The following is a 20541-nucleotide window of genomic DNA, read 5'->3' as shown; positions in this document are numbered from 1 at the left end:
GCGCCCGCTGCGAGAGCGCCACACCCACCAGAGGCACCGAGGGTCCGGCTTTGCCGGCCCAAGATGCCGTTCCCCCTCGAAGCGCCGAAGGCGCGCTACGGAGGGGGGAAGCCGCGTCAGCGGCGCAGGGGGGTGTTCGCTTCCGCCACGAAGGCCGCGAAGCCTTGGAGGAATTCGGCGAGTTGCTGGCGCACCTTGTCGTCAAGCAGGCTGCCGTCGGGGCCGAACACGGACGATGCACGCGACACCATCAGGCGCCCGCCCTGCCAGGTGTGCGTGCCCAGGGTGCGCAGCACCGGCAGCCAGTGGGCCTGCGACAGGATGGTGCCGAAGCCGCCAGGCGAAGCGCCGATGACGGCGACCGGCCTATCACGGAACACGTCGGGCATGCCGGGCGTGGGCCGCGAGAGCCAGTCGATCGCGTTCTTGAACACGCCGGGAATGCCGTTGTTGTATTCGGGCGTGACAAGCAGCAGGCCGTCGCTGGCGAGGATGCGTTCCTTCAGCGCGCGCACGGCCGCGGGCGTGCCTTCTGCCTGTTCCAGGTCGCCGTCGTAGAGCGGAATGCCGTGCAACGTGGCGGCGTCGAGCTGCGTCGCATCGCCGGCCAGGGGCTGGGCGGCACGCAGCAGGGAGGTGTTGAAGGATTGCGCGCGCAGGCTGCCAGAGAGGCCAAGGAGCTGGGTGGTCATGGTGGTTGGGCTTGAGAAGGGTTCAGATTTTCCAGAAGTCGGGTCGAGCGTACTCGTGCTTGAGGAAGTCGATCCACAGGCGCACGCGCAGCGCAAGGTGCTTGCGCTGCGGGAACAGCGCGAAGATGCCGTTGGGCGGTGCGGCGAAGTCGTCGAGCACGCTCTCCAGCCGGCCCGCGGCGATGTCGGCCTCCACCTCCCAGGTGCTTCGCCAGGCGATGCCATAGCCGGCCAGGCACCACTCGCGCAGCACCTGGCCATCGGTGCAGTCCAGCGGGCCATTGGGCCGCAGGTGCACGATTTCCACTTCACCCAGACCTCCGGCGGCCGGCACGGTGAAGGCCCAGCCCCGCGTCTGCGACGCGTCGCTGGAGAGGGTGAGGCAATCGAAACGCACCAGGTCGGCCGGCACCTGCGGGCGGCCATGCTGCTGCAGGTAGCGCGGGGTGGCCACGCACATGCGGCGGTTGTCCGCCAGGCGCACGCTCACCAGGGACGAGTCGGGCAGGTCGCCCACGCGCACTGCGCAGTCGTAGGCCTCGCCGGCCACGTCGACCACGCGGTCGCTCAGGTTGAGCGAAATGGTGACCTCGGGGTGCAGTTCGCGGAAGCGCGGCACCAGCGGCGCCACATGGCGGCGGCCAAAACCAGCCGGCGCGGTGATGCGAAGGTGCCCGCTGGCTTTCACGCCGCCGGCACTCACGCTGGCCTCGGCATTCGCCATGTCGACCAGCAGGCGCTGGCAGTCTTCGAGAAAAGCGCTGCCTTCGTGCGTGAGCGTGATGCGCCGCGTGGTGCGCACCATGAGCTTCACACCCAGCCGCGCCTCGAGGGCGTCGAGCCGGCGTCCGATGATGGCCGGGGCCACGCCCTCGGCTTTGGCGGCGGCAGTGAGGCTGCCACGGGTGGCCACGGCCACGAAGGTTTCGAGTTGCTTGAGCTTGTCCACGGAGAGGCAGATTACCTCACCCAATGTGAATGATCAATGAAGGTTTTGCCTGGATTGATGACTTTCAAGCAATCTTTTCGATCACACGACTCAGCCGCTCCGCGTCTTCAGGGGCGTAGCCCAGTTCGGCCAGCAGCTCGGCGCTGTGCTCGCCCAACCGGGGTGGGCTGCGGCGCACGCCCGGCCGGTCGCCGTCCAGCGTGAACGGCAGCAGCACGGTGGGCGCGGTCTGGCCCGCGCTGGCGCCATCCGGCAGGGTGATGGGCGCCAGGCCACCGGTGGCGAGCAGGTGAGGGTCCTGCAGCAGTTCGTGCGGCCGGGTGATGGGTGCGAAGGGCAGGCCGTGGCGTTCGAACAGCGCCGCGAGGTCGGCCGCCGACTGCACCGCCAGTCGTTCGCGCAGCAGGGGTATGAGCCAGTCGCGGTTGCGCACACGGTTGTTGTTGCCTTGCAGCCGCGTATCGGCCTGCAGGTCGTCGTAGCCGAACGCGTTGCAGAAGATGGCCCACTGCGTGTCGCTCACCACGGCCAGGAAGATCTGCTCGCCATCCTTCACGCGAAACACGTCGTAGATGCCCCAGGACGAAATGCGGTCGGGCATGGGCGCGGCGGGTTTTCCGGTGACGGCGAACTGCATCATGTGCTGGGCGACGAGGAACACGTTGTTCTCGAACAGCGCGCTCTGCACCTCGCAGCCTTCGCCGGTCTTCTCGCGCGCGCTGAGCGCGGCCATCACGCCGATGGCGCCGAAGAGGCCGCCCATAATGTCGTTCACCGACGAGCCGGCGCGCAGGGGATCGCCGGGCCGCCCGGTCATGTAGGCCAGGCCCCCCATCATCTGCACCACCTCATCGAGCGCGGTGCGGTGGTCGTACGGGCCGGGCAGGAAGCCCTTGTGGCTCACGTAGACGAGACGCGGGTTGAGGGTCTTCAGGCTCGCGTGATCGAGCCCGAGCTTCTTCATGGTGCCGGGCTTGAAGTTCTCGCTCACCACATCGGCCGTGGCGATGAGACGCAGCACGGCCTCACGGCCCTCAGGCGACTGCAAGTCCAGCACCAGGCTCTTCTTGTTGCGGTTGAACAGCGGGTAGAAGCCGGCGCCCGAACCGAGCAGGCGGCGCGTGTTGTCACCGGCCGGTGGCTCCACCTTGATGACTTCGGCGCCGAGGTCGGCCAGCACCATGCCGCAGGTGGGCCCCATCACCATGTGGGTGAATTCGACGACGCGCAGGCCCTCGAAGGGCAGGGGGCGGGGGGTGTCTTTCTTGGAGTCTTGCATGGGGTCGGATGGCGGATCAGGCGGGGTTCCAGCCTTTGGGCAGACCGGCTTCGGGCGTCATGCCATAGACCGGCTCGCCGGGCAGGCCGGCCTGGAGCGGCTGGCGCGCCGCGATGAGTTGCGAGAGGTCGATCCCGGTGGGCACGCCCATGGCCTCGAACATGAAGACCAGGTCTTCGGTGACGACATTGCCCGAGGCGCCCGGCGCGTAGGGGCAGCCGCCGAGACCGCCGAGCGAGGCGTCGAAGGTGCGCACATCGGCGTCGAACGCGGCCAGGCAGTTGGCCAGGCCGAGGCCGCGCGTGTTGTGCATGTGGGCCGCACCCGCGCGCTCGCCGATCTCGGCGCGCAGCCGCCGGAACAGGCGGCGAACCTGTGCGGGGTTGGCCATGCCGGTGGTGTCGGACAGGCCCACCTCGTCCACACCGGCCTCCACACAGGCCACAGCCAGGCGGATCACGTCGTCCTCGTCCACGGTGCCCTGCAACGTGCAGCCAAAGGCGGTGGACAGACCCACCTCCATCGCCACGCCGGGCGCGGTGTCGCGGCGCAGGGCGTTCACCTCGCGCAGCTCGTCCACCATCTGCTCGCGCGTCCTGCGCACGTTGGCCAGCGAATGCGCTTCGCTGGCCGAGACCGGCAGGGTGATCTTGTGCACGCCGGCGGCCAGCGCGGCCTCGGCACCGCGCCGGTTGGGCACGAGGGCCATCACGGTGAGGCCATCGTGCCGCAAGGCATGGCACACCACATCCACCACGTCGGCCATCTGCGGCAGGAGCTTGGCGGGCACGAAAGAGCCGACCTCGATCTCGCGCAGACCGGCGGCCACCAGCGCGTCGATCCAGCGCAGCTTGTCGGCCGTCGGCATGGTCGCCTTGACCGACTGAAGGCCGTCGCGCGGACCGACTTCGCTGATGAGGACTTCCGGGGTTTTCGACATGTCGAGGAGATCTTCTTGCGTTCTATCTATTGAAACGATATTCTTTCTATTGAAAGAATCGCAGAAGCCCCGAGCGCTGTCAACCCGAGCCCACGCCATGCCCCGCAAAGCACAGACCCCTTCCGTCGCAGACAGCAATGCCGCCAGCGGCGGCACGGCGGCGGTGGACCGCGCTCTCTCGCTGCTGGCCGCGTTCCGCGCGGGCGACGCCGCCCTGTCGCTGGCCGAGCTGGCCGACCGCACACAGTTGCACAAAAGCACCGCGCTGCGCCTCATCGCGTCGCTCGAACACGCACACCTGCTGCAGCGCCTGGACGACGGGCGCTACGCGCTCGGGGGTGAGGTGGAGCGGCTGCACGGCCTCTACACCGCCTCGTTCTCGCTGGACCGCGTGGTCATGCCGGTGCTGCGCCAGCTGGTGGCCGACACCGGTGAGAGCGCGGCGTACCACGTGCGCCAGGGCCAGGCGCCGAACCAGACGCGCCTGTGCCTTTACCGCGTGGACTCGCCCCATCCGGTGCGCGACCACATCCGCGCCGGCGAAGTGCTGCCGCTGCACCGGGGGACGGGCGGTCGCGTGCTCACGGCATTCGGGGCGGGAGACGACAGCCGCACACCCACGGCGGCCGACAAGCGCGTGCTTGCACGCATCCGCGCCGATGGCTTCATGACCGCCCTCGGTGACCGCCTCGCGGAAGTGGCGGGTGTCTCGGCGCCGGTGTTCCATGCCGATGGGACCATTGCCGCAGCGCTCACGCTCACGATGCCGGCACACCGGTTCGATGAACGGCATGTGGCCAAAGTGCTGGGCGCCGCGCGGCGGCTGAGCGGGCGGGTGGGATGAGCGCACCCGTGGTGCGCGCGCGTCAGAGCATGGCCTTGCCGAGCACGTCGATGACGCGCCAGTCGTGCGCAGTGGCGTGCGCGTGCAATTGGGCGTCCGGGTTCACGGCCACGGGGTTGCCCACGCTACCGAGCAGGGGCAGGTCGTTGATCGAGTCGCTGTAGAACCAGGCGCGCTCCAGCGCATCGGCCGGCAACCCCTGTTCGGCCATCCACACCCGCAGGCGCCGCAGCTTGCCTTCGCGCATGTTGGGCACGCCCTTCACCCGCCCCGTGTAGACGCCGTCGACCATGGCGAGTTCGGTGGCGAGCCAGCAGTTGAAGCCCAGATCGGCTGCGGTGCGTGCGGCAATGACGCTGTTGCTCGCGGTGGTGAGCACCAGCCGGTGTCCCGCCTCGCGGTGCGAGGCCACCAGCGCCCTGGCCGCATCGGGCAGGCGGTGGCGGATCTCTTCCACCAGAAAGCGATCTTGCCAGGGCGACCAGAACACGGGCGTGCGACCTGCGAGCAGGCCGGCGTAGAAGTCGCTGAAGGCCTCGACGCTGACGCGGCCGGCGCGGTAGTCCGCACCCATCTGCTCGTTGCGGGCCTGCAGGTCTGCGCCAACGAGGCCGTGCCTCAGCAGGAATCGGCACCACAGGTCGTCGCCGTCGCCGTCGAGCAGGGTGTGGTCCAGGTCAAACAAAGCCAGTGTGGTCATGGGTGGCAAGAGGAGGTCATGGCGGGATCTGCGCAACCGCGCTGTTGTCTTTCAGACCCACACCGGTGAGGCCGCGGCGCAGTGCCTCGCGCACGAGCCAGGCCAGGCGTTGCCCGGCGGCTTGCGGCACCAGGCCTTCGGGGCGGATGTTGCTGACGCAGTTGCGCTCGGCATCGGTGCGACCGACGCGGGGATCCAGGGTGAGGTAGGCGCCCAGGCTGTCGGCCGCGCTCAAGCCGGGACGCTCGCCCACCAGGATCAGCGCAAGCCGGGCCTGCAGTGCGGCACCCACGTCATCGGCCAGCGCCACGCGCGCCTGCGTGGCCACGACCAGCGGCGCGCAATCCAGCGGGCCGGCGTCATCGATGGACGCGGCCAGCGCCTTGTGCAGGGAGGTGAGCACCTCCAGCGCGTGCGACTGCACCGCCAGCGCTGAGAGGCCGTCGCCGATGACCACCACCAGATCGACCGGGCTGGTGGCCATGTCGCGCAGGCGCTGCAGGTCTTCGTCGCGCAGGCGGCGGCCCTGGTCGGGGCGGCGCAGGTAGGCCTGCCGCGAAGGCGCCTGGCTGGCGACCAGGACCGGAGGCCAACCCACGTCGGTCAACGCGGCAGCCAGCGATCCCGTGTCGAGCGCCACATGGACGGCGTCGCGCGCGCGCGCATGGGCGGCCGAGAAGCGCAACAGCTCGTCCGTGGGCAGGCTGTTGCCCGCGCGGCCGAGCGCGATGCGCGCAGGTGTGTGGCGACGCAGATCGACCCAGGGATCGACAGGAACCATCGGCCCGTTCACGGGAGGCCCATCAACCGGCAGGCCACGTGCGCTCATGGCGCCCCCAGCAGCGGGCTGAACCCCTGCGCGAGTGCCGGCACACCCTGGGCCGGGCGCAGGCGACCTTGCATATCGGTGATGCCCTGCGCCTGAAGCCAGGCCTCGAACTCCGGTGCGCGCCGCTTGCCGAGCAGCTGGCGCACGAACAGCGCGTCGTGGAACGACGTGCTCTGGTAATTGAGCATCACGTCGTCGGCCCCCGGCACGCCCATCATGAAGTTCAGGCCCGCGCTGGCCAGCAGCACGAGGAGGTTGTCCATGTCGTCCTGGTCGGCCTCGGCGTGGTTGGTGTAGCAGATGTCGCAGCCCATGGGCAGACCGAGCAGCTTGCCGCAGAAATGATCTTCCAGGCCGGCGCGCACGATCTGCTTGCCGTCGTAGAGGTACTCCGGACCGATGAAGCCCACCACCGTGTTGACGAGCAGGGGTTGGTAGCGCCGGGCCACGGCGTAGGCACGCGCCTCGAGCGTCTGCTGGTCGACCCCGTGGTGCGCGCCGGCCGACAGGGCGCTGCCCTGCCCCGTCTCGAAGTACATGAGGTTCTGGCCCACGGTGCCGCGCCGCAGGGACTGGGCGGCCGCATGGGCTTCGTCGAGCAGGCCCAGATGGATGCCGAAGCTGCGGTTGGTGCCTTCGGTGCCGCCGATGCTCTGGAACACGAGGTCCACCGGCGCACCCACTTCGATGGCCTGCAACGTGTTGGTCACGTGGGTAAGCACGCAGGACTGCGTGGGCACACCATGGCGCTGCACCAGCTCGTCGAAGATGTGCAACAGGCGCACCAGTTCGGGCACGCTGTCGCTCACCGGGTTCACGCCGATGCAGGCATCGCCCGCGCCGTACATCAGGCCGTCGAGCACGCTGGCCAGGATGCCAGCGGCGCTGTCGGACGGATGGTTGGGCTGCAGGCGCACCGCGAGGTGGCCTGGCAGCCCGAGCGTGTTGCGAAACCGGGTGACGACCTGGCAGCGGCTGGCCACCAGGATCAGGTCCTGGTTGCGCATGAGCTTGCTCACTGCGGCCACCATCTCGGGCATCAGCCCGGCCGCGAGCCCCTGCAGCGTGGCGGTGTCCGCCGCGTCAGAGAGCAGCCAGTCACGGAACCCGCCCACGGTGAGGTGGGCCACGGGTGCGAACGCGGCGCCATTGTGGCTGTCCAGGATGAGCCGGGTGATCTCATCTTCTTCATAGGGCACCACCGCCTCCTGCAGGAAATGCCTGAGCGGCAATGCGGCCAGCACCTCGCGCGCGGCAACGCGCTGCTGCGCGCTGTGCGCGGCCAGTCCCGCCAGTTCGTCGCCCGAGCGCGGCGGCGAGGCGCAGGCCAGCAGGCTGCGCAGGTCGGCAAAGTGGTGCCGCTCGAAGCCGACCTGCGCCTGCATCACAGCGGCAGCGCCGGGCCGAAGGCCTCGACGTAACTCAGATGGGTGCACAGACCGTGCACGGGCGTCCAGCGGTGCAGCGAGATCTTGGGCGGTTCGAGCTGCGCGTGCAGCGCTGCGCCGGGGCGCAGGTCGAGCGCGATCTGGTGCGCCACCGAAGGCGCTACGTGCAGCGGCGCACCGCCGAACTGCATCTGCACCGGCCGGTGCAGGTGGCCACACAGCAAGCCCTGCACCTGGCCATGGCCGCGCACCAGCGCGGCGAGTTCGTCGCCCCCGGCCATCAGGCTGCAGGCGTCCATGGCTTCGATGCCGGTCGGCAAGGGCGGGTGGTGCATGAAGATGAGGACGGGCTCGCCCCGGCACGCTTCCAGCGTGTGCGCCAGCCAGCCCAGCTGGGCAGCGCCGAGCGCCCCGTGCGGTTGTCGGGGCACCACCGTGTCGAGCGCGATCAGGTGCAGCCCCCCCTGGCGCACGTGGTAGCAACAGGCACCACCCGGTGCATCGTCGGCCACCGGCATGCACCGGCGCAGGGCATCGCGCGCCACTTTGGGGTCATCGTGGTTGCCCGGCACGGCGTAGACGGGCATGGGCAGCGGCGCCAGCGCCGCTGCCACCGTGGCGTACTCGGCGGCACGGCCGCGCTCGGTGAGGTCACCCGTGAGCAGAACCAGATCGGGACGGGGTTGCAGCGATGCCACATGGGCCACGGCCCGGTGCAGGGCTTTCTCGGTGTCCATCCGGCCACCGAGAAAGCCCGGCCCGGTGCCGATGTGGGGGTCGGACAGCTGGGCGATCAGCAGGCTGGAGCTCATGTGATGAAGTCTATGGCTATTTTCAACACAAATCCATAAATTGATGTGGAACTGTTCTTGCTTGTGTGGATTTCATATGGTTGTCACGATTCAACAACACCATACGACCTGCTTTCCTCGTTGTGTCTTCTCACCTTTGCCTTGAAGGAGCCGTGTCATGTCCCGTTTCGATTCCCGTCCCTCCCCGTCCGTTTCATCCCCGCGCCGCCAGTTTCTCAAGACCGGTGCCAGCGTGTCGGCTGCCGCCATGTTCGGCGGCATGCCGCTGTTTGCCAGCGGCCAGCAGCAGGTCAAGCTGGCCTTCATGTACCCCGTCGGCGTGTCCGGCGACATCAACCGCCTGGTCTCCAACATGATCAGCGGCTTCAATGCCGCGCACAGCCACATCCAGGTCGAGGCCATCTACGCCGGCAGCTACGACAACACCGAACAGAAAGTGATGACCGCGCTGGGTGTGGGCGATCCGCCCGCCAGCTGGTTGCCCATCAACTCGATGCTGCGCACCTTCCTCGACATGGACGCGCTGGAAGACGTGACCGCGCTGGCCAAGGCGGATGACGTGTTCCAGGACTTCCTGCCGGGCTTTCTCGGCACCTGCATGTCCGACAACAAGCTCTACGGCCTGCCCTTCCAGTGCAGCACGCCGGTGCTGTACTACAACAAGAATGCTTTCGAGAAAGCCGGCCTCAAGGCCGCGCCGACCAACTGGACCGAGCTGGAGGCGGCCGCCAAGGCCTTGTCGATCCGCCAGGGCGACACGGTCTCGCAATGGGGCCTGACCATCGGTGGTGGCTGGCACGACTGGATCTTCGAGAGCTTCGTGCGCCAGAACGGCCTGGTGTTCTGGACCAAGGACAAGGTCGCCTTCGACGCCCCCGAAAGCGTGAACGCCATGGAGTTCTGGCTGCGCATGGCCCAGGCCAAGCTGATGCCTGCGGCCTCCACCTGGGAAAGCTCGGCCAACGACTTCATGGCCGGCCGCACCGCCATGCTCTACCACTCCACCGGTTCGATGACCAACATCCTCAAGTCCTCGTCGTTCCCGGTCGGCGTGGCGCCGATGCCCAAGGGCAAGCAGATCGGCTCCACCATGGGTGGCGGCCCCATCCTGATCGCGAAGAAGCAGCCCGATGCCCACAAGAAGGCCGCGTGGACGTTCGCGCGCTGGATGACCAACACCGCCAACCAGGCCCAGTGGTGCATCGACACCGGCTACCTCGCGGCGCGCAAGTCGTCGTGGGAGACGCCGATCCTCAAGGCCCATGTGGCCAAGGTGCCGGAGTCGCGCTCGGCCTTCGTGACCGCCGAGGTGGCCGGTGCCTTCCTGCAGGTGCCGGGCTACCACAAGGTGCGCGCGCACCTGCAGAGCGCGATCGACCGCACGCTGGCTGGCGAGGTGAAGCCCGACGCGGCGCTGCGCGAAGCCACCGCCAAGTCCAACCTCGAGATCCAGCGCCTGGCCCGCCGCCGCAGCTGAGGACCGACGACGCCATGACCACGCTGACACTGGACGACCCCGTGACCGACGTGCCCGTCGCCAGGAACCGCGCGCGGCGTCGCGAGCTCATCACCGCGGTGGTGATGCTCGCGCCGTCGCTGCTGTTCCTTGCTGCCTTCACTTACTGGCCGATCATCCGGTCGCTGATGTACGGCTTCTTCGACGTGCAGCTCGGCTCGGCCGAGATCTTCTTTGTCGGCTGGGAGAACTATCAGCGGCTGTGGCACGACGCGCTGTTCTGGCAGTCGCTGCGCAACACCGTGGTCTATATGGTGGTCACGGTGCCGACCTCGATCGGCCTGGCGCTGCTGCTGGCGGTGGCGCTGGACCGCAAGCTGCGCGGCACCGCGCTCTACCGCTCCATCTTCTTCTATCCGGTGATGGTGCCTTCGGTGGCGGCCGGAATGGTGTGGGTGTTTCTCTACGCTCCGGGCTACGGCCCCATCAACGGCCTGATGGAGATGCTGGGGCTGCCCAAGCTGGAGTGGCTGTACGACCGGCAATGGGCACTGCCGGCCATCATCTTCATGAGCATCTGGAAGTACGCCGGGTACTTCATGCTGATCCTGCTCGCGGCCCTGCAGCTGGTGCCGCGCGATCTGTACGAGGCCGCGCGGCTGGACGGCGTGTCCGGCTTCCGGCAGCTGGTGCACATCACCGTGCCGCTGATATCCCCCACGCTCTACTTCGTGGTGATCATCGGTGTGCTGCACTCGTACCAGATCTTCGACTACGTGTTCGTGATGACGCAGGGCGGCCCGGCCGACGCGACCAACGTGCTCACCTTCTACATCTACCAGAACGCCTTCCAGTTCCAGGACATCGGCACCGCCTCGGCCATCGCCAACATCCTGCTGCTGGTCGTCATGGGCCTGATCGGCATCGTGGCGCTCACCCTCGGCCGCCGCGTTCACTACATGGGGCGATGACATGCTGACCCGATCCTTGTTCGCCCGTTCGCGCTGGATGCACTGGCTGCTGGTGCCCGCCATGCTGTTATGGCTCAGCCCGCTGGCCTGGATGGCCATCACCTCGTTCAAGACACGCGCCGAGATCTTCGATCCTGCGGCAGGTGTGCTGCCGCAGGTGCTGCAATGGGGCAACTACCCTGCGGCGCTCTCGGTCGCGCCTTTCGGCATCTACCTGCTCAATTCGCTGCTCGTCACCGGCGGCATCCTGCTGGCGCAACTCACCACCATCACGCTGGCGGCCTATGCATTCGCGCGGCTGCGCTTCCCGGGGCGCGACCTGCTGTTCGGGCTGTTCCTGCTGCAGGTGATGTTCCCGATCTACGCCACCTTCCTGACCAACTTCATCACCGTGCGCGAACTCGGCCTGCTCAACAGCCTTTGGGCGCTGATGGTGCCGTTCATCGCCAGCGGCTATGGCACCTTCATGCTGCGCCAGTCGTTCCGCCAGGTGCCCAACGACCTGGCCGACGCAGCGCGCCTGGACGGCTGCGGCCACTGGGCCACGCTGTGGCACGTCTACCTGCCGCTGGTGAAACCCACCCTCGTGGCCTTCGGGATGATCTCCGTCGTCACACACTGGAACGACTACATGTGGCCGCTGCTTGTGACCAACAGCGAAGGCGTGCGCACCCTGCCCATCGGCCTCGGCCTGCTGGCCAAGGCGGACAGCGGTGCCGACTGGCCACGGCTCATGGCCGCCACGATGGTAGTGATCGCCCCGCTGATGCTGCTGTTCCTGATCTTCCAGCGCCGCTTCGTCGACAGCTTCATGCACGCGGGGTTGAAGTGAGACACCCCCCTGCGCCGCTTTGCAGCTTCCCCCCTCTCTTGCGCGCCTTCGGCGCTTGGAGGGGGACGGCATCTCGGGCCGGCGGAGCCGGACCCTTGATGCCTCTGGATCGCGTTGCTTCACTCGTTGCGGGTCGCGCTTCGGCGCGGTGACCCCCTGAAATCATTCCCTTCCACTCGCCCTTACCATCCACACCCATGTCTGCCATCTCTCTCCAAGGCATCACCAAACGCTACCCCGACCATGTCGCCGTGGACCGGCTGGACCTCGACGTGCAGGCGGGCGAGTTCATGGTGCTGGTCGGCCCGTCAGGCTGTGGCAAGTCCACCACCCTGCGCATGATCGCGGGGCTGGAAGACATCAGCGAAGGCCGGCTGCTCATCGGGGGCCGCGACGTCACGCACGCCGAGCCCCACGAGCGCGACATCGCCATGGTCTTCCAGTCCTACGCGCTGTACCCGCACATGACGGTCTACATGAACATGGCATTCGGGCTGCTGCGCACCAGCAAGCTTTCGCGCGACGAAGTCGACCAGCGCGTGCAGGAAGCCGCGCGCCGGCTGCAGATCACGGAGCTGCTGCAGCGCCGGCCGAACGAACTCTCGGGCGGCCAGCGGCAGCGCGTCGCCATCGGCCGCGCCCTCGTGCGCAAGCCCAAGGTGTTCCTGTTCGACGAACCGCTGTCCAACCTCGACGCCAAGCTGCGCACCCACATGCGCGGCGAGCTCGAGCGCCTGCACGCGGAACTGGGCATCACCATCGTGTACGTCACGCACGACCAGGTGGAAGCCATGACCCTGGGCACGCGCATCGCCGTGATGGACAAGGGGCATTTGCGGCAGGTGGGCGCACCGATGGACGTGTACCGGCATCCCGCCAACCGGTTTGTCGCCTCGTTCATCGGGTCACCCGAGATGAACTTCCTGCCGGTGCCCGACAGCATGGCCAGCGGCAGGGCCTGGCTCAGCGACCACTATGGCAATGCCGCGCTGCAGCCCGACACCGTGCTGGGCCTGCGCCCCGAAGAACTGACCTTGTCCCGCATGGCCGGCGCGTCCGCACTGAGCTGGTCCGGCGTGGTGCAGCGCGTCGAGCGGCTGGGCGCCGAAGCCTATGCCCAGATCCGCGTGGGCAACGCCGATGTGCTGGTGCGCACCGAGGCCGACGCGTCACTGGAAATCCATCAGCCCATCGTGCTCACGCCCGCGCTCTCCCGTTTGCGGGTGTTTGACGGACCGTCCGGCGCGCTGCTGGCCGCACAGGGATGACCCCATGAACATGACGCCCGTGCTGAGCGCGCGCCAGGAACGCATCGTCGAAATCCTGCGCGCCACACCCTCCATCACCACCGTGGAACTCGCCCAGCGCCTGGGCGTGTCGGGCGAAACGGTGCGGCGCGACCTGCAGGCCATGGCCGACGACGGCATCGTGCAGAAATTCCACGGTGGCGTCAGCCTGCACCGGGACGTGCAGGAATCGCCTTTTCTGCTGCGCATGCGCAGCAACGTCGCCGCCAAGCGCCGACTGGCCCAGCAGGTCTCGGCCTTGCTGCCGGACGGCGCCAGCCTCGTGCTCGACAACAGCAGCACCGCCTGCTTCATCGCCGAAGCCCTGGCCGAGCGGCGCGGATTGACGGTGGCCACGCCCTCACTCGAGGTGGCACGTGCACTGGCCAACAGCGGCGACCGGCACACCGTGATGCTGCCCGGTGGCACGCTTCGCAGCAGCGACATGACCCTGGCCGGCGCGAACGCCTTGCGTTTCGCCACCCAGCTGCACCCCGATTACCTGATTGTCTCCGTGGCGTCGTTGAGCGCCCGTGGTGGGTGCCTCGACTTCGATCCCTTCGAGGTCGAGTTCAAGCAGGCGGTCTGCCCGCACGCGGAAACCGTGATCGTGGTGGCCGACGCCAGCAAGTTCGAGGCGCCCGGCCTGATCACCAGCCTGCCTTGGGACAACGTGCGCATATTGGTGACCGACCAGGCCCTGCCCGATGATCTGGCCAACGCCACCCGGGCAGTCCAGGTGGTGATCGCCAAGGACCAGCCAGAAGGCTGAGTCACAGACGCCCCACAGCAAGCAGAAAAAAAGCCCACCGCAGTTCGCGGTGGGCTTTCAGCCCGGAGTTCAGGCCGTCCGTCTTGCGGCGGGCGGCTTGTTTTTTTCTTAGAACTTGTGGCGGATGCCCAGACCGTACACGCGGTTGCGCGTGGTGGTTTCCACCAGGGCGTCCAGGTCGGTGTACTTGTAGCTGTTCAGGGCGGCGTACACCGTGGTGCGCTTGCTCAGGCTGTACAGGTACTCGACGCCGAAGGACGTGGCTTTGCTGGCGTTCATGCCCGTGGCGGCGTACTCGGCCTTCTCGCGGCCATAGGCGACGTTGACGTTGCCTGCGGCGCCCATCGGCACCATCAAGCCAAGCACAGCACCCTGGTCCTTGACGCCCGTGGCCAGACCATCTTTCTGATTGACGAGTTGGGCCAGGAGCTTGACCACACCGAAGTCGTAACTGGCGGCCAGGCCGACGGTCTTGGCCGCTTCCGACGGACCGGTGGCCTTCACGTTCTCGTAGGCGGCTTTCACGGCCACCGGGCCGTTGGCGTAACCAGCGGACAGGCCGAAGGCGCGGCCGGCAGAGGTGGTCGCCGTCGCGTTCTCGCCGAAGGCGTACTGCGCGGCGGCGGTGAAGCCACCCATGCCAGGCGCGGTGTAGACCACCGAGTTGTCCCAGCGGTCGGAGTGCGCCAGCGAGTGCGAGCCGATGGCATTCGTGGTGGAGAATTTCGAGGTGCCCTGTGCGTCGAAGCCATCGATCAGCTGGAAGATCTGCGTGTACTGGCGGCCGAATTCCACCGAACCGAAGCCACCGCTCAGACCCACCTTGCTGGTGCGGTTGAACAGGCGGCCGGCATCCGCGCTGGTGCCGGTGTCGGCATTGAAACCCGACTCCACCTGGAAAGTGGCCTTCAGGCCGCCACCCAGGTCTTCGGAGCCACGCAGCCCCCAGCGGCTGCCGTTCAGACCGCCGCTGCTCAGGCTGGTGCCGGCATCGGTGTTGGTGACGACGGCGCCCGTCGTGTTCTTGACGGTGCTCTTGCCAACGAACACATCCACCAGGCCATACAGATTGACGCTGGATTGGGCATGGGCGGCACCAGCGACAGCGCTGAGCACGGCCAAGGCGGCTACGGTCTTTTTCATGAGTCGATCTTTCATAGTGTGAGTTGAGAGTGAGGACAGCCACTGAGGGCACGCCCGTGCCCTCAGTGACCTCTCCCTCGCCGCGCTCGCCACACAGACCCTTTCTGCGCGTCGAAGCACCCCGAAGAGGCGAATCTAGGACCTGGTACGAGCGCATTCGGACCAAGGATCGAGACGACAAAAGTGAGCGCCGTATTGCTCAGGATCTGGAACGAAGCGACAAATCATTCATTCAAAAGCGCTACTTCGATGCGCGCGCACAGCCCTGGAGAATTCCTGGCAAAAGCAGAAAAAATTCAAAAGAAATGCAAAAATGGCTACAAGTTGATGAAAAATAGGAGAACTTGGCCGCAGTAATTGCACCACTCTAAAGCACCCTTTCTCTTGCAGCCGGCCGGATCGATGGCCTCCGGCAAGGTCACGGCGTTGCGGAAAACCGCGTCGAACCTCCGTTTTCTCGTCCACAGGCCATGAAGCGTTGTCGACCTGCAACAGAAACAGAGGTGCCACCCATCGATTCCATCGAAGAAAGTCATGGATAAACGACAAGAAATCGATTTAATGCGCAACTGAGTGTGGAATACAGTCGAACCTGCACCGCGCACGCGCGCCGAATCTTTCAGCACTTACGGAGCCCCCATGACCGCACGCACCCAGATTCACGGCCTCAAGGTCGCCACCGAACTGTTCGACTTCATCAACCAGCAGGTGCTGCCCGGCACCGGGGTGAGCGAGGCGGATTTCTGGAAGGGCTTCGACGCCATCGTGTCGGACCTCGCACCCAAGAACGCCGCGCTGCTCAGTGAGCGCGATCGGCTGCAGACGGAACTGGACACCTGGCACGCGGCCAACCCCGGCCCGATCCGCGACATGGCGGGCTACCGCAAGTTCCTGGAGACCATCGGCTACCTGGTGCCGCAACCCAGGAGCGTGAAGGCCACGACGAAGAACGTGGACGACGAACTGGCCGTGCAGGCGGGCCCGCAGCTGGTGGTGCCGATCCTGAATGCACGCTATGCACTCAACGCGGCCAACGCACGCTGGGGATCGCTGTACGACGCGCTGTACGGCACGGACGTGATCGCCGAGGACAAGGGCTGCGGCAAGGTCGGCCCCAAGGGTGGCTACAACCCCAAACGCGGTGCGAAGGTCATCGAATATGCGCGCTACGTGCTCGACCGCACCGCGCCGCTGAAGAAGGGCTCGCACGTGGGCTCCATGGGCTACCGCGTCAACAAGGACGGTGAACTGGTGGTGACGCTGGCCGATGGCGGCACCAGCAAGCTGGCCGACAAGTCGCAGTTCGTCGGTTACCAGGGCGAGGCCAAGGCCCCCAGCGCCGTGCTGCTGGCCCACAACGGCCTGCACCTGGAGATCCAGATCGACCGCAACACGCCCATCGGCAAGGCCGACCCTGCTGGCGTGAGCGATCTCGTGGTGGAAGCCGCGCTCTCGACCATCCTCGACCTGGAGGACTCGGTGGCCGCCGTGGACGCGCAGGACAAGGTGCTGGCGTACCGCAACTGGCTGGGCATCCTGCAGGGCACGTTGACGGAGTCGGTCACCAAGGCCGGCAAGACCTTCACGCGCGGCCTCAACGCCGACCGCGAGTACACCTCGCCCAGCGGCAAGAAAAACGCGGTGCGCCTGCACGGCCGTTCGCTCATGTTCGTGCGCAACGTGGGCCACCTGATGACCAACCCGGCCGTGCTCTGGGGCGATGATCGCGAGATCCCCGAAGGCATCCTGGATGCGATGGTCACGACCACTATCGCCCTGCACGACCTCAAGCGCTCGAAGAAGGACGCGATCCGCAACTCGCGCAAGGGCTCGGTCTACATCGTCAAGCCCAAGATGCACGGCCCGCGTGAGGTGGCGTTCGCCGCCGAGCTGTTCGGCCGCGTGGAGCAGGTGCTCGGCCTCAAGGACAGCACGGTCAAGCTCGGCATCATGGACGAGGAGCGCCGCACCTCGGTCAACCTGAAGGCGTGCATCGCCGCCGCCGCGAGCCGCGTGGCCTTCATCAACACAGGCTTCCTGGACCGCACCGGCGACGAGATGCACACCGCCATGCTCGCGGGCCCCATGGTGCGCAAGGGCGACATGAAAGCCAGCGCCTGGATCCAGGCCTATGAGAAGAACAACGTGATCGTGGGCCTCTCGTGCGGCCTGCGCGGCAAGGCACAGATCGGCAAGGGCATGTGGGCCATGCCCGACCTGATGGCCGAGATGCTGCGTCAGAAAATCGGCCACCCGAAGGCTGGCGCCAACACCGCCTGGGTGCCCAGCCCCACGGGCGCGACGCTGCACGCGCTGCACTACCACCAGGTGCTGGTGTCGGACGTGCAGAAGGAACTCGAAAAGATCGACGCCAACGCCGAGCGCGACAACCTGCTCACCGGCCTGCTGACCATTCCCGTGAGCAGCAACCCGAACTGGAGCGAGGCCGAGAAGCAGCAGGAGCTGGACAACAACGTGCAGGGCATCCTGGGCTACGTGGTGCGCTGGGTCGACCAGGGCGTGGGCTGCTCCAAGGTGCCGGACATCCACAACGTGGGCCTGATGGAAGACCGCGCCACGCTGCGCATTTCCAGCCAGCACATCGCCAACTGGCTGCACCACGGCATCGTGACCGAGGCCCAGGTGACGAAGACCTTCGAGCGCATGGCCGCCGTGGTCGATGGCCAGAACGCGGGCGACAAGCTGTACCAGAACATGGCCGGCCACTTCAAGACCAGCAAGGCCTATCTGGCCGCACTGGATCTGGTGTTCAAGGGCAAGGAACAGCCCAGCGGCTACACCGAGCCGCTGCTGCACGCCTGGCGCCTGAAGGTGAAGGCGGGCTGATCCTGCTGCAGTACCTGCTTTTCGACGCCAGCGACAACGGCGACGGTACCGGTACCTGGGACGCGATGGCCAGCGTGCGCGCCACGCAGTGGCCGGCCGTGCAGGCCGAAGTGCGCGCGGTGCTCGCCTGGGCCGACGCCCATGCGCCGGGGCCGCGCGGCCCGCTCGACGACGGCGGCGCGTGGGACGCCGATGAACAGGTGCAGGCCGACGGCGAATGGACCACGGTGACACTCACCCTCGCCGGGCCGTGGGCCTGGGGTGAGGCGCTCGTGGCGCACTTCGCTCCCGAGGATTGAGCCGGTGTTGTCAGCGGGCCTTGGCGGGCGCCAGCACAGGCGCGAGGCGGCCCTGTGCCAGGAGTTCGTCGAACCACACGCGGTAACCCGCGTCGCTCGGGTGCAGGCCATCGGCGGCGTTCAGCTCCCGGCGCTGGGCGAACGGATCGTCCGCCTTGTCCTTGAACAGATTCACGTACACCGCCTGGTGTCGCGCGGCGGCTTCGCGCACGAAACCATGCAGCGATCGCGCCCGCGACGTCATCAGCCAGGACACCGGCGGAAAGAAGAAGGGCGCGTTGCCCACATTGCCCGCCGGCATCACGACCACCCGCTCACCCCGTGCGCGGGCCAGCGTCACCACGCGATCGACGTCGGCGCGCACATCCTCCAGCCTGCGCAGGCGGATCACGTCGTTGCCGCCCGCCTGCACCAGCACCAGGTCGTAGCGCGCGGTCACGGCGTCGAGCTGGCCGACGACGTCGGCAAAGGTGGCGCCATCGCGGGCGCGGTTGTCGATCTGCAGGCGCGGGTAGGCCTGTGCCAGCTGGCCGGCCAGGCTGGCCTGCGGTGCGCTCGCGCCCGTGCCCACCCCGGTGCTGTCGCCCACGATCAGCAGGCGCAGGGCGGGATCGGCCGGCACCTGCTGCAGCGGCTCGCTGCGTTGGGCCAGCTCACTGGCCTTGCCGATGCGCCAGGCCGCACAGCCCGAGGTGGCGAGCACGGCCACCAGCAGGGCAACCAGGAGAGCGGGCACGATGGGCCAGGACGAAGGGGCACTCATGGGACCCAGTCTATGCGCATGTGTCGCTGGCGCACCAGTTGCTTGCACAAGGCCCTCCGCGGCACCGCGACAATACGCAGTTGCTCCCCTCACATCCCCCGCGCAGGAAAGCGTTCCCGATGATCCACACCCACAAATCCCTCGGCGGCATGGTGGTCGCACCGCACCACCTTGCCGCGCAGGCCGGCCGCGACGTGCTGCGCGACGGCGGCAACGCCGTTGAAGCCATGGTGGCGGCCGCAGCGGCCATTGCCGTGGTCTACCCCCACATGAACGCCATCGGTGGCGACGGTTTCTGGCTGATCCACGAGCCAGGCCAACCCGTGGTGGCCATCGACGCCTGCGGCCCGGCCGCAGCGCTGGCCTCGCGCGACTTCTACGCCGGCCTGGGCGCGATCCCTTCGCGCGGCCCGACCGCCGCACTCACCGTGGCCGGCACGATCGGCGGGTGGGCGAAGGCGCTGGAGGCCGCGGCCCCCTGGGGCCCTGCGCTGCCGCTCTCGCGGCTGCTGTCCGACGGCATCCGCCACGCGCGCGATGGCGTGGTGGTGACCACCAGCCAGTCCGCCCTGACGAAGCAGAAGCTCGATGGCCTGAAGGACGCGCCCGGCTTCGCCCCCACCTTCCTTGTCAACGGCCAGCCCCCCGAGCCAGGCCACCTGCTCCGGCAACCCACGCTGGGCCAGACGCTGGCCACCCTGGCCGAGCGCGGCCTGGACGACTTCTACCGCGGCGAACTGGCCGCGCGCATCGGTGCCGAGCTGGAACGCCTGGGCAGTCCCGTGCGCACCAGCGACCTCGCGGCCTATGCGGCCCGGGTGGTGCGGCCCCTCGCCGTGCGCCTGAAAGACTGTGCGGTCCACAACCTGCCGCCGCCCACGCAAGGCCTGGCCGCGCTGATAATCATCGGCCTGTTCGACCGTCTGGGCGTGCAGGAGGGCGAGGGCTTTGCCCACCTGCACGGACTGGTGGAAGCCACCAAGCGCGCCTTCCGCGTGCGCGAACGCGTGGTGACCGACCCGGGGCGCGTGCCCGTCGACCCGCAGAGCCTGCTGGAGCCCGGCGCACTGGACGCGCTGGCCGCGCAGATCGACCTGCAGCGCGCCCTGCCCTGGCCCGACCCGGCCGCGCCAGGCGACACGATCTGGATGGGTGCGATCGACGCGCAGGGACGCGCGGTGAGCTTCATCCAGAGCGTGTACTGGGAGTTCGGCTCCGGCACCGTGCTGCAGGACACCGGCATCTGCTGGCAGAACCGGGGCACCAGCTTCTCGCTCGACCCGAACGCCCTCAACAGCCTGGAACCCGGCCGCAAGCCGTTCCACACCCTCAACCCCTCGCTCGCCGTGTTCGACGATGGCCGTGTGATGCCCTTCGGCACCATGGGTGGCGAAGGGCAGCCACAGACGCAAGCCGCCGTGTTCACCCGCTACGCGCGTTTCGGCCAGACCCTGCAACAGGCGGTGAGCGCGCCGCGCTGGCTGCTCGGTCGCACCTGGGGCGACAGCAGCACCACCCTCAAGCTGGAGAACCGGTTCGACCCGGCCCTGGTCACCGCGCTGCGCGAAGCCGGCCACGTGATCGAGGCCTTGCCCGAAGCGTTCAGCGACACCATGGGCCACGCCGGCGCGCTCGTGCGCCACCCCGACGGCGTGATCGAGGGCGCGGCCGATCCGCGCAGCGACGGCAGCGTGGCCGCGCTGTGAGTGCGCTCGCGGCCCCGGGCGCGGATGGGCGCC

Annotated in this window: 19 protein-coding genes; 9 read left to right on the top strand and 10 right to left on the bottom strand. The window is 67.8% G+C overall.

Annotated features, from left to right (window positions below; genetic code table 11):
- Positions 1-116: 116 nt before the first annotated feature.
- The 4 genes from J2X09_RS15610 to J2X09_RS15595 form a co-directional block, all read right to left on the bottom strand.
- Complete coding sequence (locus J2X09_RS15610) at positions 117-692, bottom strand: NADPH-dependent FMN reductase (protein WP_204734311.1); 576 nt, start codon at positions 690-692, stop codon at positions 117-119.
- 22 nt (positions 693-714) lie between these two features.
- Positions 715-1641, bottom strand: a complete 927-nt coding sequence (locus J2X09_RS15605) for a LysR family transcriptional regulator (RefSeq protein ID WP_204734310.1) — start codon at positions 1639-1641, stop codon at positions 715-717.
- A 64-nt stretch (positions 1642-1705) separates the two neighbouring features.
- The gene (locus tag J2X09_RS15600) at positions 1706-2920 is read right to left on the bottom strand and encodes a CaiB/BaiF CoA transferase family protein (protein ID WP_204734309.1); all 1215 of its coding nucleotides are present in this window, start codon (positions 2918-2920) and stop codon (positions 1706-1708) included.
- Positions 2921-2936: 16 nt separating this feature from the next.
- Positions 2937-3860 (bottom strand): hydroxymethylglutaryl-CoA lyase, encoded by a 924-nt coding sequence (locus tag J2X09_RS15595; RefSeq protein ID WP_204734308.1) that lies wholly within the window; start codon positions 3858-3860, stop codon positions 2937-2939.
- A 97-nt stretch (positions 3861-3957) separates the two neighbouring features.
- Between J2X09_RS15595 and J2X09_RS15590 the strand changes: the two genes are divergently transcribed.
- On the top strand, positions 3958-4704 hold the full coding sequence (locus J2X09_RS15590; RefSeq protein ID WP_204734307.1) for an IclR family transcriptional regulator: 747 nt from the start codon (positions 3958-3960) through the stop codon (positions 4702-4704).
- A gap of 22 nt (positions 4705-4726) precedes the next feature.
- Here J2X09_RS15590 and J2X09_RS15585 read toward each other — a convergent pair whose 3' ends face one another.
- From J2X09_RS15585 to J2X09_RS15570, 4 genes are read right to left on the bottom strand one after another with little or no spacing between them, the layout of a single operon-like run.
- On the bottom strand, positions 4727-5404 hold the full coding sequence (locus tag J2X09_RS15585) for an HAD family hydrolase (RefSeq protein ID WP_204734306.1): 678 nt from the start codon (positions 5402-5404) through the stop codon (positions 4727-4729).
- Between the two features lie 16 nt (positions 5405-5420).
- Positions 5421-6233, bottom strand: coding sequence for an ethanolamine ammonia-lyase subunit EutC (gene eutC / locus J2X09_RS15580; RefSeq protein WP_204734305.1), 813 nt, complete (start codon positions 6231-6233; stop codon positions 5421-5423).
- Positions 6230-7618, bottom strand: coding sequence for an ethanolamine ammonia-lyase subunit EutB (locus J2X09_RS15575; protein ID WP_204734304.1), 1389 nt, complete (start codon positions 7616-7618; stop codon positions 6230-6232). Before J2X09_RS15575 ends, eutC begins: the two co-directional genes overlap by 4 nt.
- Positions 7618-8433, bottom strand: a complete 816-nt coding sequence (locus tag J2X09_RS15570; RefSeq protein WP_204734303.1) for a phosphodiesterase — start codon at positions 8431-8433, stop codon at positions 7618-7620. The genes J2X09_RS15575 and J2X09_RS15570 overlap by 1 nt, the downstream gene beginning before the upstream one ends.
- A gap of 157 nt (positions 8434-8590) precedes the next feature.
- Here J2X09_RS15570 and J2X09_RS15565 point away from each other — a divergent pair, with 157 nt between their 5' ends.
- From J2X09_RS15565 to J2X09_RS15545, 5 genes are all read left to right on the top strand, one after another.
- Positions 8591-9910, top strand: coding sequence for an ABC transporter substrate-binding protein (locus J2X09_RS15565; protein WP_204734366.1), 1320 nt, complete (start codon positions 8591-8593; stop codon positions 9908-9910).
- A 14-nt stretch (positions 9911-9924) separates the two neighbouring features.
- The gene (locus J2X09_RS15560; protein ID WP_204734302.1) at positions 9925-10860 is read left to right on the top strand and encodes a carbohydrate ABC transporter permease; all 936 of its coding nucleotides are present in this window, start codon (positions 9925-9927) and stop codon (positions 10858-10860) included.
- 1 nt (position 10861) lies between these two features.
- Positions 10862-11692: a carbohydrate ABC transporter permease gene (locus J2X09_RS15555; RefSeq protein ID WP_204734301.1), complete on the top strand. Its 831-nt coding sequence runs from the start codon at positions 10862-10864 to the stop codon at positions 11690-11692.
- A gap of 197 nt (positions 11693-11889) precedes the next feature.
- Positions 11890-12960, top strand: a complete 1071-nt coding sequence (locus J2X09_RS15550) for an ABC transporter ATP-binding protein (protein ID WP_204734300.1) — start codon at positions 11890-11892, stop codon at positions 12958-12960.
- Between the two features lie 4 nt (positions 12961-12964).
- Positions 12965-13750: a DeoR/GlpR family DNA-binding transcription regulator gene (locus J2X09_RS15545; RefSeq protein ID WP_204734299.1), complete on the top strand. Its 786-nt coding sequence runs from the start codon at positions 12965-12967 to the stop codon at positions 13748-13750.
- A gap of 108 nt (positions 13751-13858) precedes the next feature.
- Here J2X09_RS15545 and J2X09_RS15540 read toward each other — a convergent pair whose 3' ends face one another.
- Positions 13859-14893, bottom strand: a complete 1035-nt coding sequence (locus J2X09_RS15540; protein ID WP_204734298.1) for a porin — start codon at positions 14891-14893, stop codon at positions 13859-13861.
- Between the two features lie 639 nt (positions 14894-15532).
- On the opposite strand from J2X09_RS15540, the gene J2X09_RS15535 reads away from it, so the two are divergent.
- Positions 15533-17740, top strand: a complete 2208-nt coding sequence (locus tag J2X09_RS15535; protein ID WP_204734297.1) for a malate synthase G — start codon at positions 15533-15535, stop codon at positions 17738-17740.
- Between the two features lie 65 nt (positions 17741-17805).
- A complete protein-coding gene (locus J2X09_RS15530) occupies positions 17806-18039 on the top strand; it encodes a hypothetical protein (protein ID WP_310308709.1) in 234 nt (77 codons plus the stop codon).
- Between the two features lie 10 nt (positions 18040-18049).
- On the opposite strand, the gene J2X09_RS15525 is transcribed toward J2X09_RS15530, so the two are convergent.
- Positions 18050-18802: an SGNH/GDSL hydrolase family protein gene (locus tag J2X09_RS15525; RefSeq protein ID WP_204734296.1), complete on the bottom strand. Its 753-nt coding sequence runs from the start codon at positions 18800-18802 to the stop codon at positions 18050-18052.
- 119 nt (positions 18803-18921) lie between these two features.
- Here J2X09_RS15525 and J2X09_RS15520 point away from each other — a divergent pair, with 119 nt between their 5' ends.
- Entirely contained in the window at positions 18922-20508 is a 1587-nt protein-coding gene (locus tag J2X09_RS15520; protein WP_204734295.1) for a gamma-glutamyltransferase family protein, read from the top strand.
- The last annotated feature ends 33 nt before the right edge of the window (positions 20509-20541 follow it).

Source organism: Hydrogenophaga laconesensis (genome assembly GCF_031457235.1).
GTDB lineage: Bacteria > Pseudomonadota > Gammaproteobacteria > Burkholderiales > Burkholderiaceae_C > Hydrogenophaga > Hydrogenophaga laconesensis.
This window is presented reverse-complemented; position numbering and strand designations above follow the sequence as displayed.

What these genes read in the sequence shown, in the direction of transcription:
- J2X09_RS15610 (WP_204734311.1), bottom strand. Translation starts at nt 692, where the DNA reads ATGACCACCCAGCTCCTTGGCCTCTCTGGCAGCCTGCGCGCGCAATCC.
- J2X09_RS15600 (WP_204734309.1), bottom strand. Translation starts at nt 2,920, where the DNA reads ATGCAAGACTCCAAGAAAGACACCCCCCGCCCCCTGCCCTTCGAGGGC.
- J2X09_RS15595 (WP_204734308.1), bottom strand. Translation starts at nt 3,860, where the DNA reads ATGTCGAAAACCCCGGAAGTCCTCATCAGCGAAGTCGGTCCGCGCGAC.
- J2X09_RS15590 (WP_204734307.1), top strand. Translation starts at nt 3,958, where the DNA reads ATGCCCCGCAAAGCACAGACCCCTTCCGTCGCAGACAGCAATGCCGCC.
- J2X09_RS15585 (WP_204734306.1), bottom strand. Translation starts at nt 5,404, where the DNA reads ATGACCACACTGGCTTTGTTTGACCTGGACCACACCCTGCTCGACGGC.
- eutC (WP_204734305.1), bottom strand. Translation starts at nt 6,233, where the DNA reads ATGAGCGCACGTGGCCTGCCGGTTGATGGGCCTCCCGTGAACGGGCCG.
- J2X09_RS15575 (WP_204734304.1), bottom strand. Translation starts at nt 7,618, where the DNA reads ATGCAGGCGCAGGTCGGCTTCGAGCGGCACCACTTTGCCGACCTGCGC.
- J2X09_RS15570 (WP_204734303.1), bottom strand. Translation starts at nt 8,433, where the DNA reads ATGAGCTCCAGCCTGCTGATCGCCCAGCTGTCCGACCCCCACATCGGC.
- J2X09_RS15565 (WP_204734366.1), top strand. Translation starts at nt 8,591, where the DNA reads ATGTCCCGTTTCGATTCCCGTCCCTCCCCGTCCGTTTCATCCCCGCGC.
- J2X09_RS15560 (WP_204734302.1), top strand. Translation starts at nt 9,925, where the DNA reads ATGACCACGCTGACACTGGACGACCCCGTGACCGACGTGCCCGTCGCC.
- J2X09_RS15555 (WP_204734301.1), top strand. Translation starts at nt 10,862, where the DNA reads ATGCTGACCCGATCCTTGTTCGCCCGTTCGCGCTGGATGCACTGGCTG.
- J2X09_RS15550 (WP_204734300.1), top strand. Translation starts at nt 11,890, where the DNA reads ATGTCTGCCATCTCTCTCCAAGGCATCACCAAACGCTACCCCGACCAT.
- J2X09_RS15545 (WP_204734299.1), top strand. Translation starts at nt 12,965, where the DNA reads ATGAACATGACGCCCGTGCTGAGCGCGCGCCAGGAACGCATCGTCGAA.
- J2X09_RS15540 (WP_204734298.1), bottom strand. Translation starts at nt 14,893, where the DNA reads ATGAAAAAGACCGTAGCCGCCTTGGCCGTGCTCAGCGCTGTCGCTGGT.
- J2X09_RS15535 (WP_204734297.1), top strand. Translation starts at nt 15,533, where the DNA reads ATGACCGCACGCACCCAGATTCACGGCCTCAAGGTCGCCACCGAACTG.
- J2X09_RS15530 (WP_310308709.1), top strand. Translation starts at nt 17,806, where the DNA reads ATGGCCAGCGTGCGCGCCACGCAGTGGCCGGCCGTGCAGGCCGAAGTG.
- J2X09_RS15525 (WP_204734296.1), bottom strand. Translation starts at nt 18,802, where the DNA reads ATGAGTGCCCCTTCGTCCTGGCCCATCGTGCCCGCTCTCCTGGTTGCC.
- J2X09_RS15520 (WP_204734295.1), top strand. Translation starts at nt 18,922, where the DNA reads ATGATCCACACCCACAAATCCCTCGGCGGCATGGTGGTCGCACCGCAC.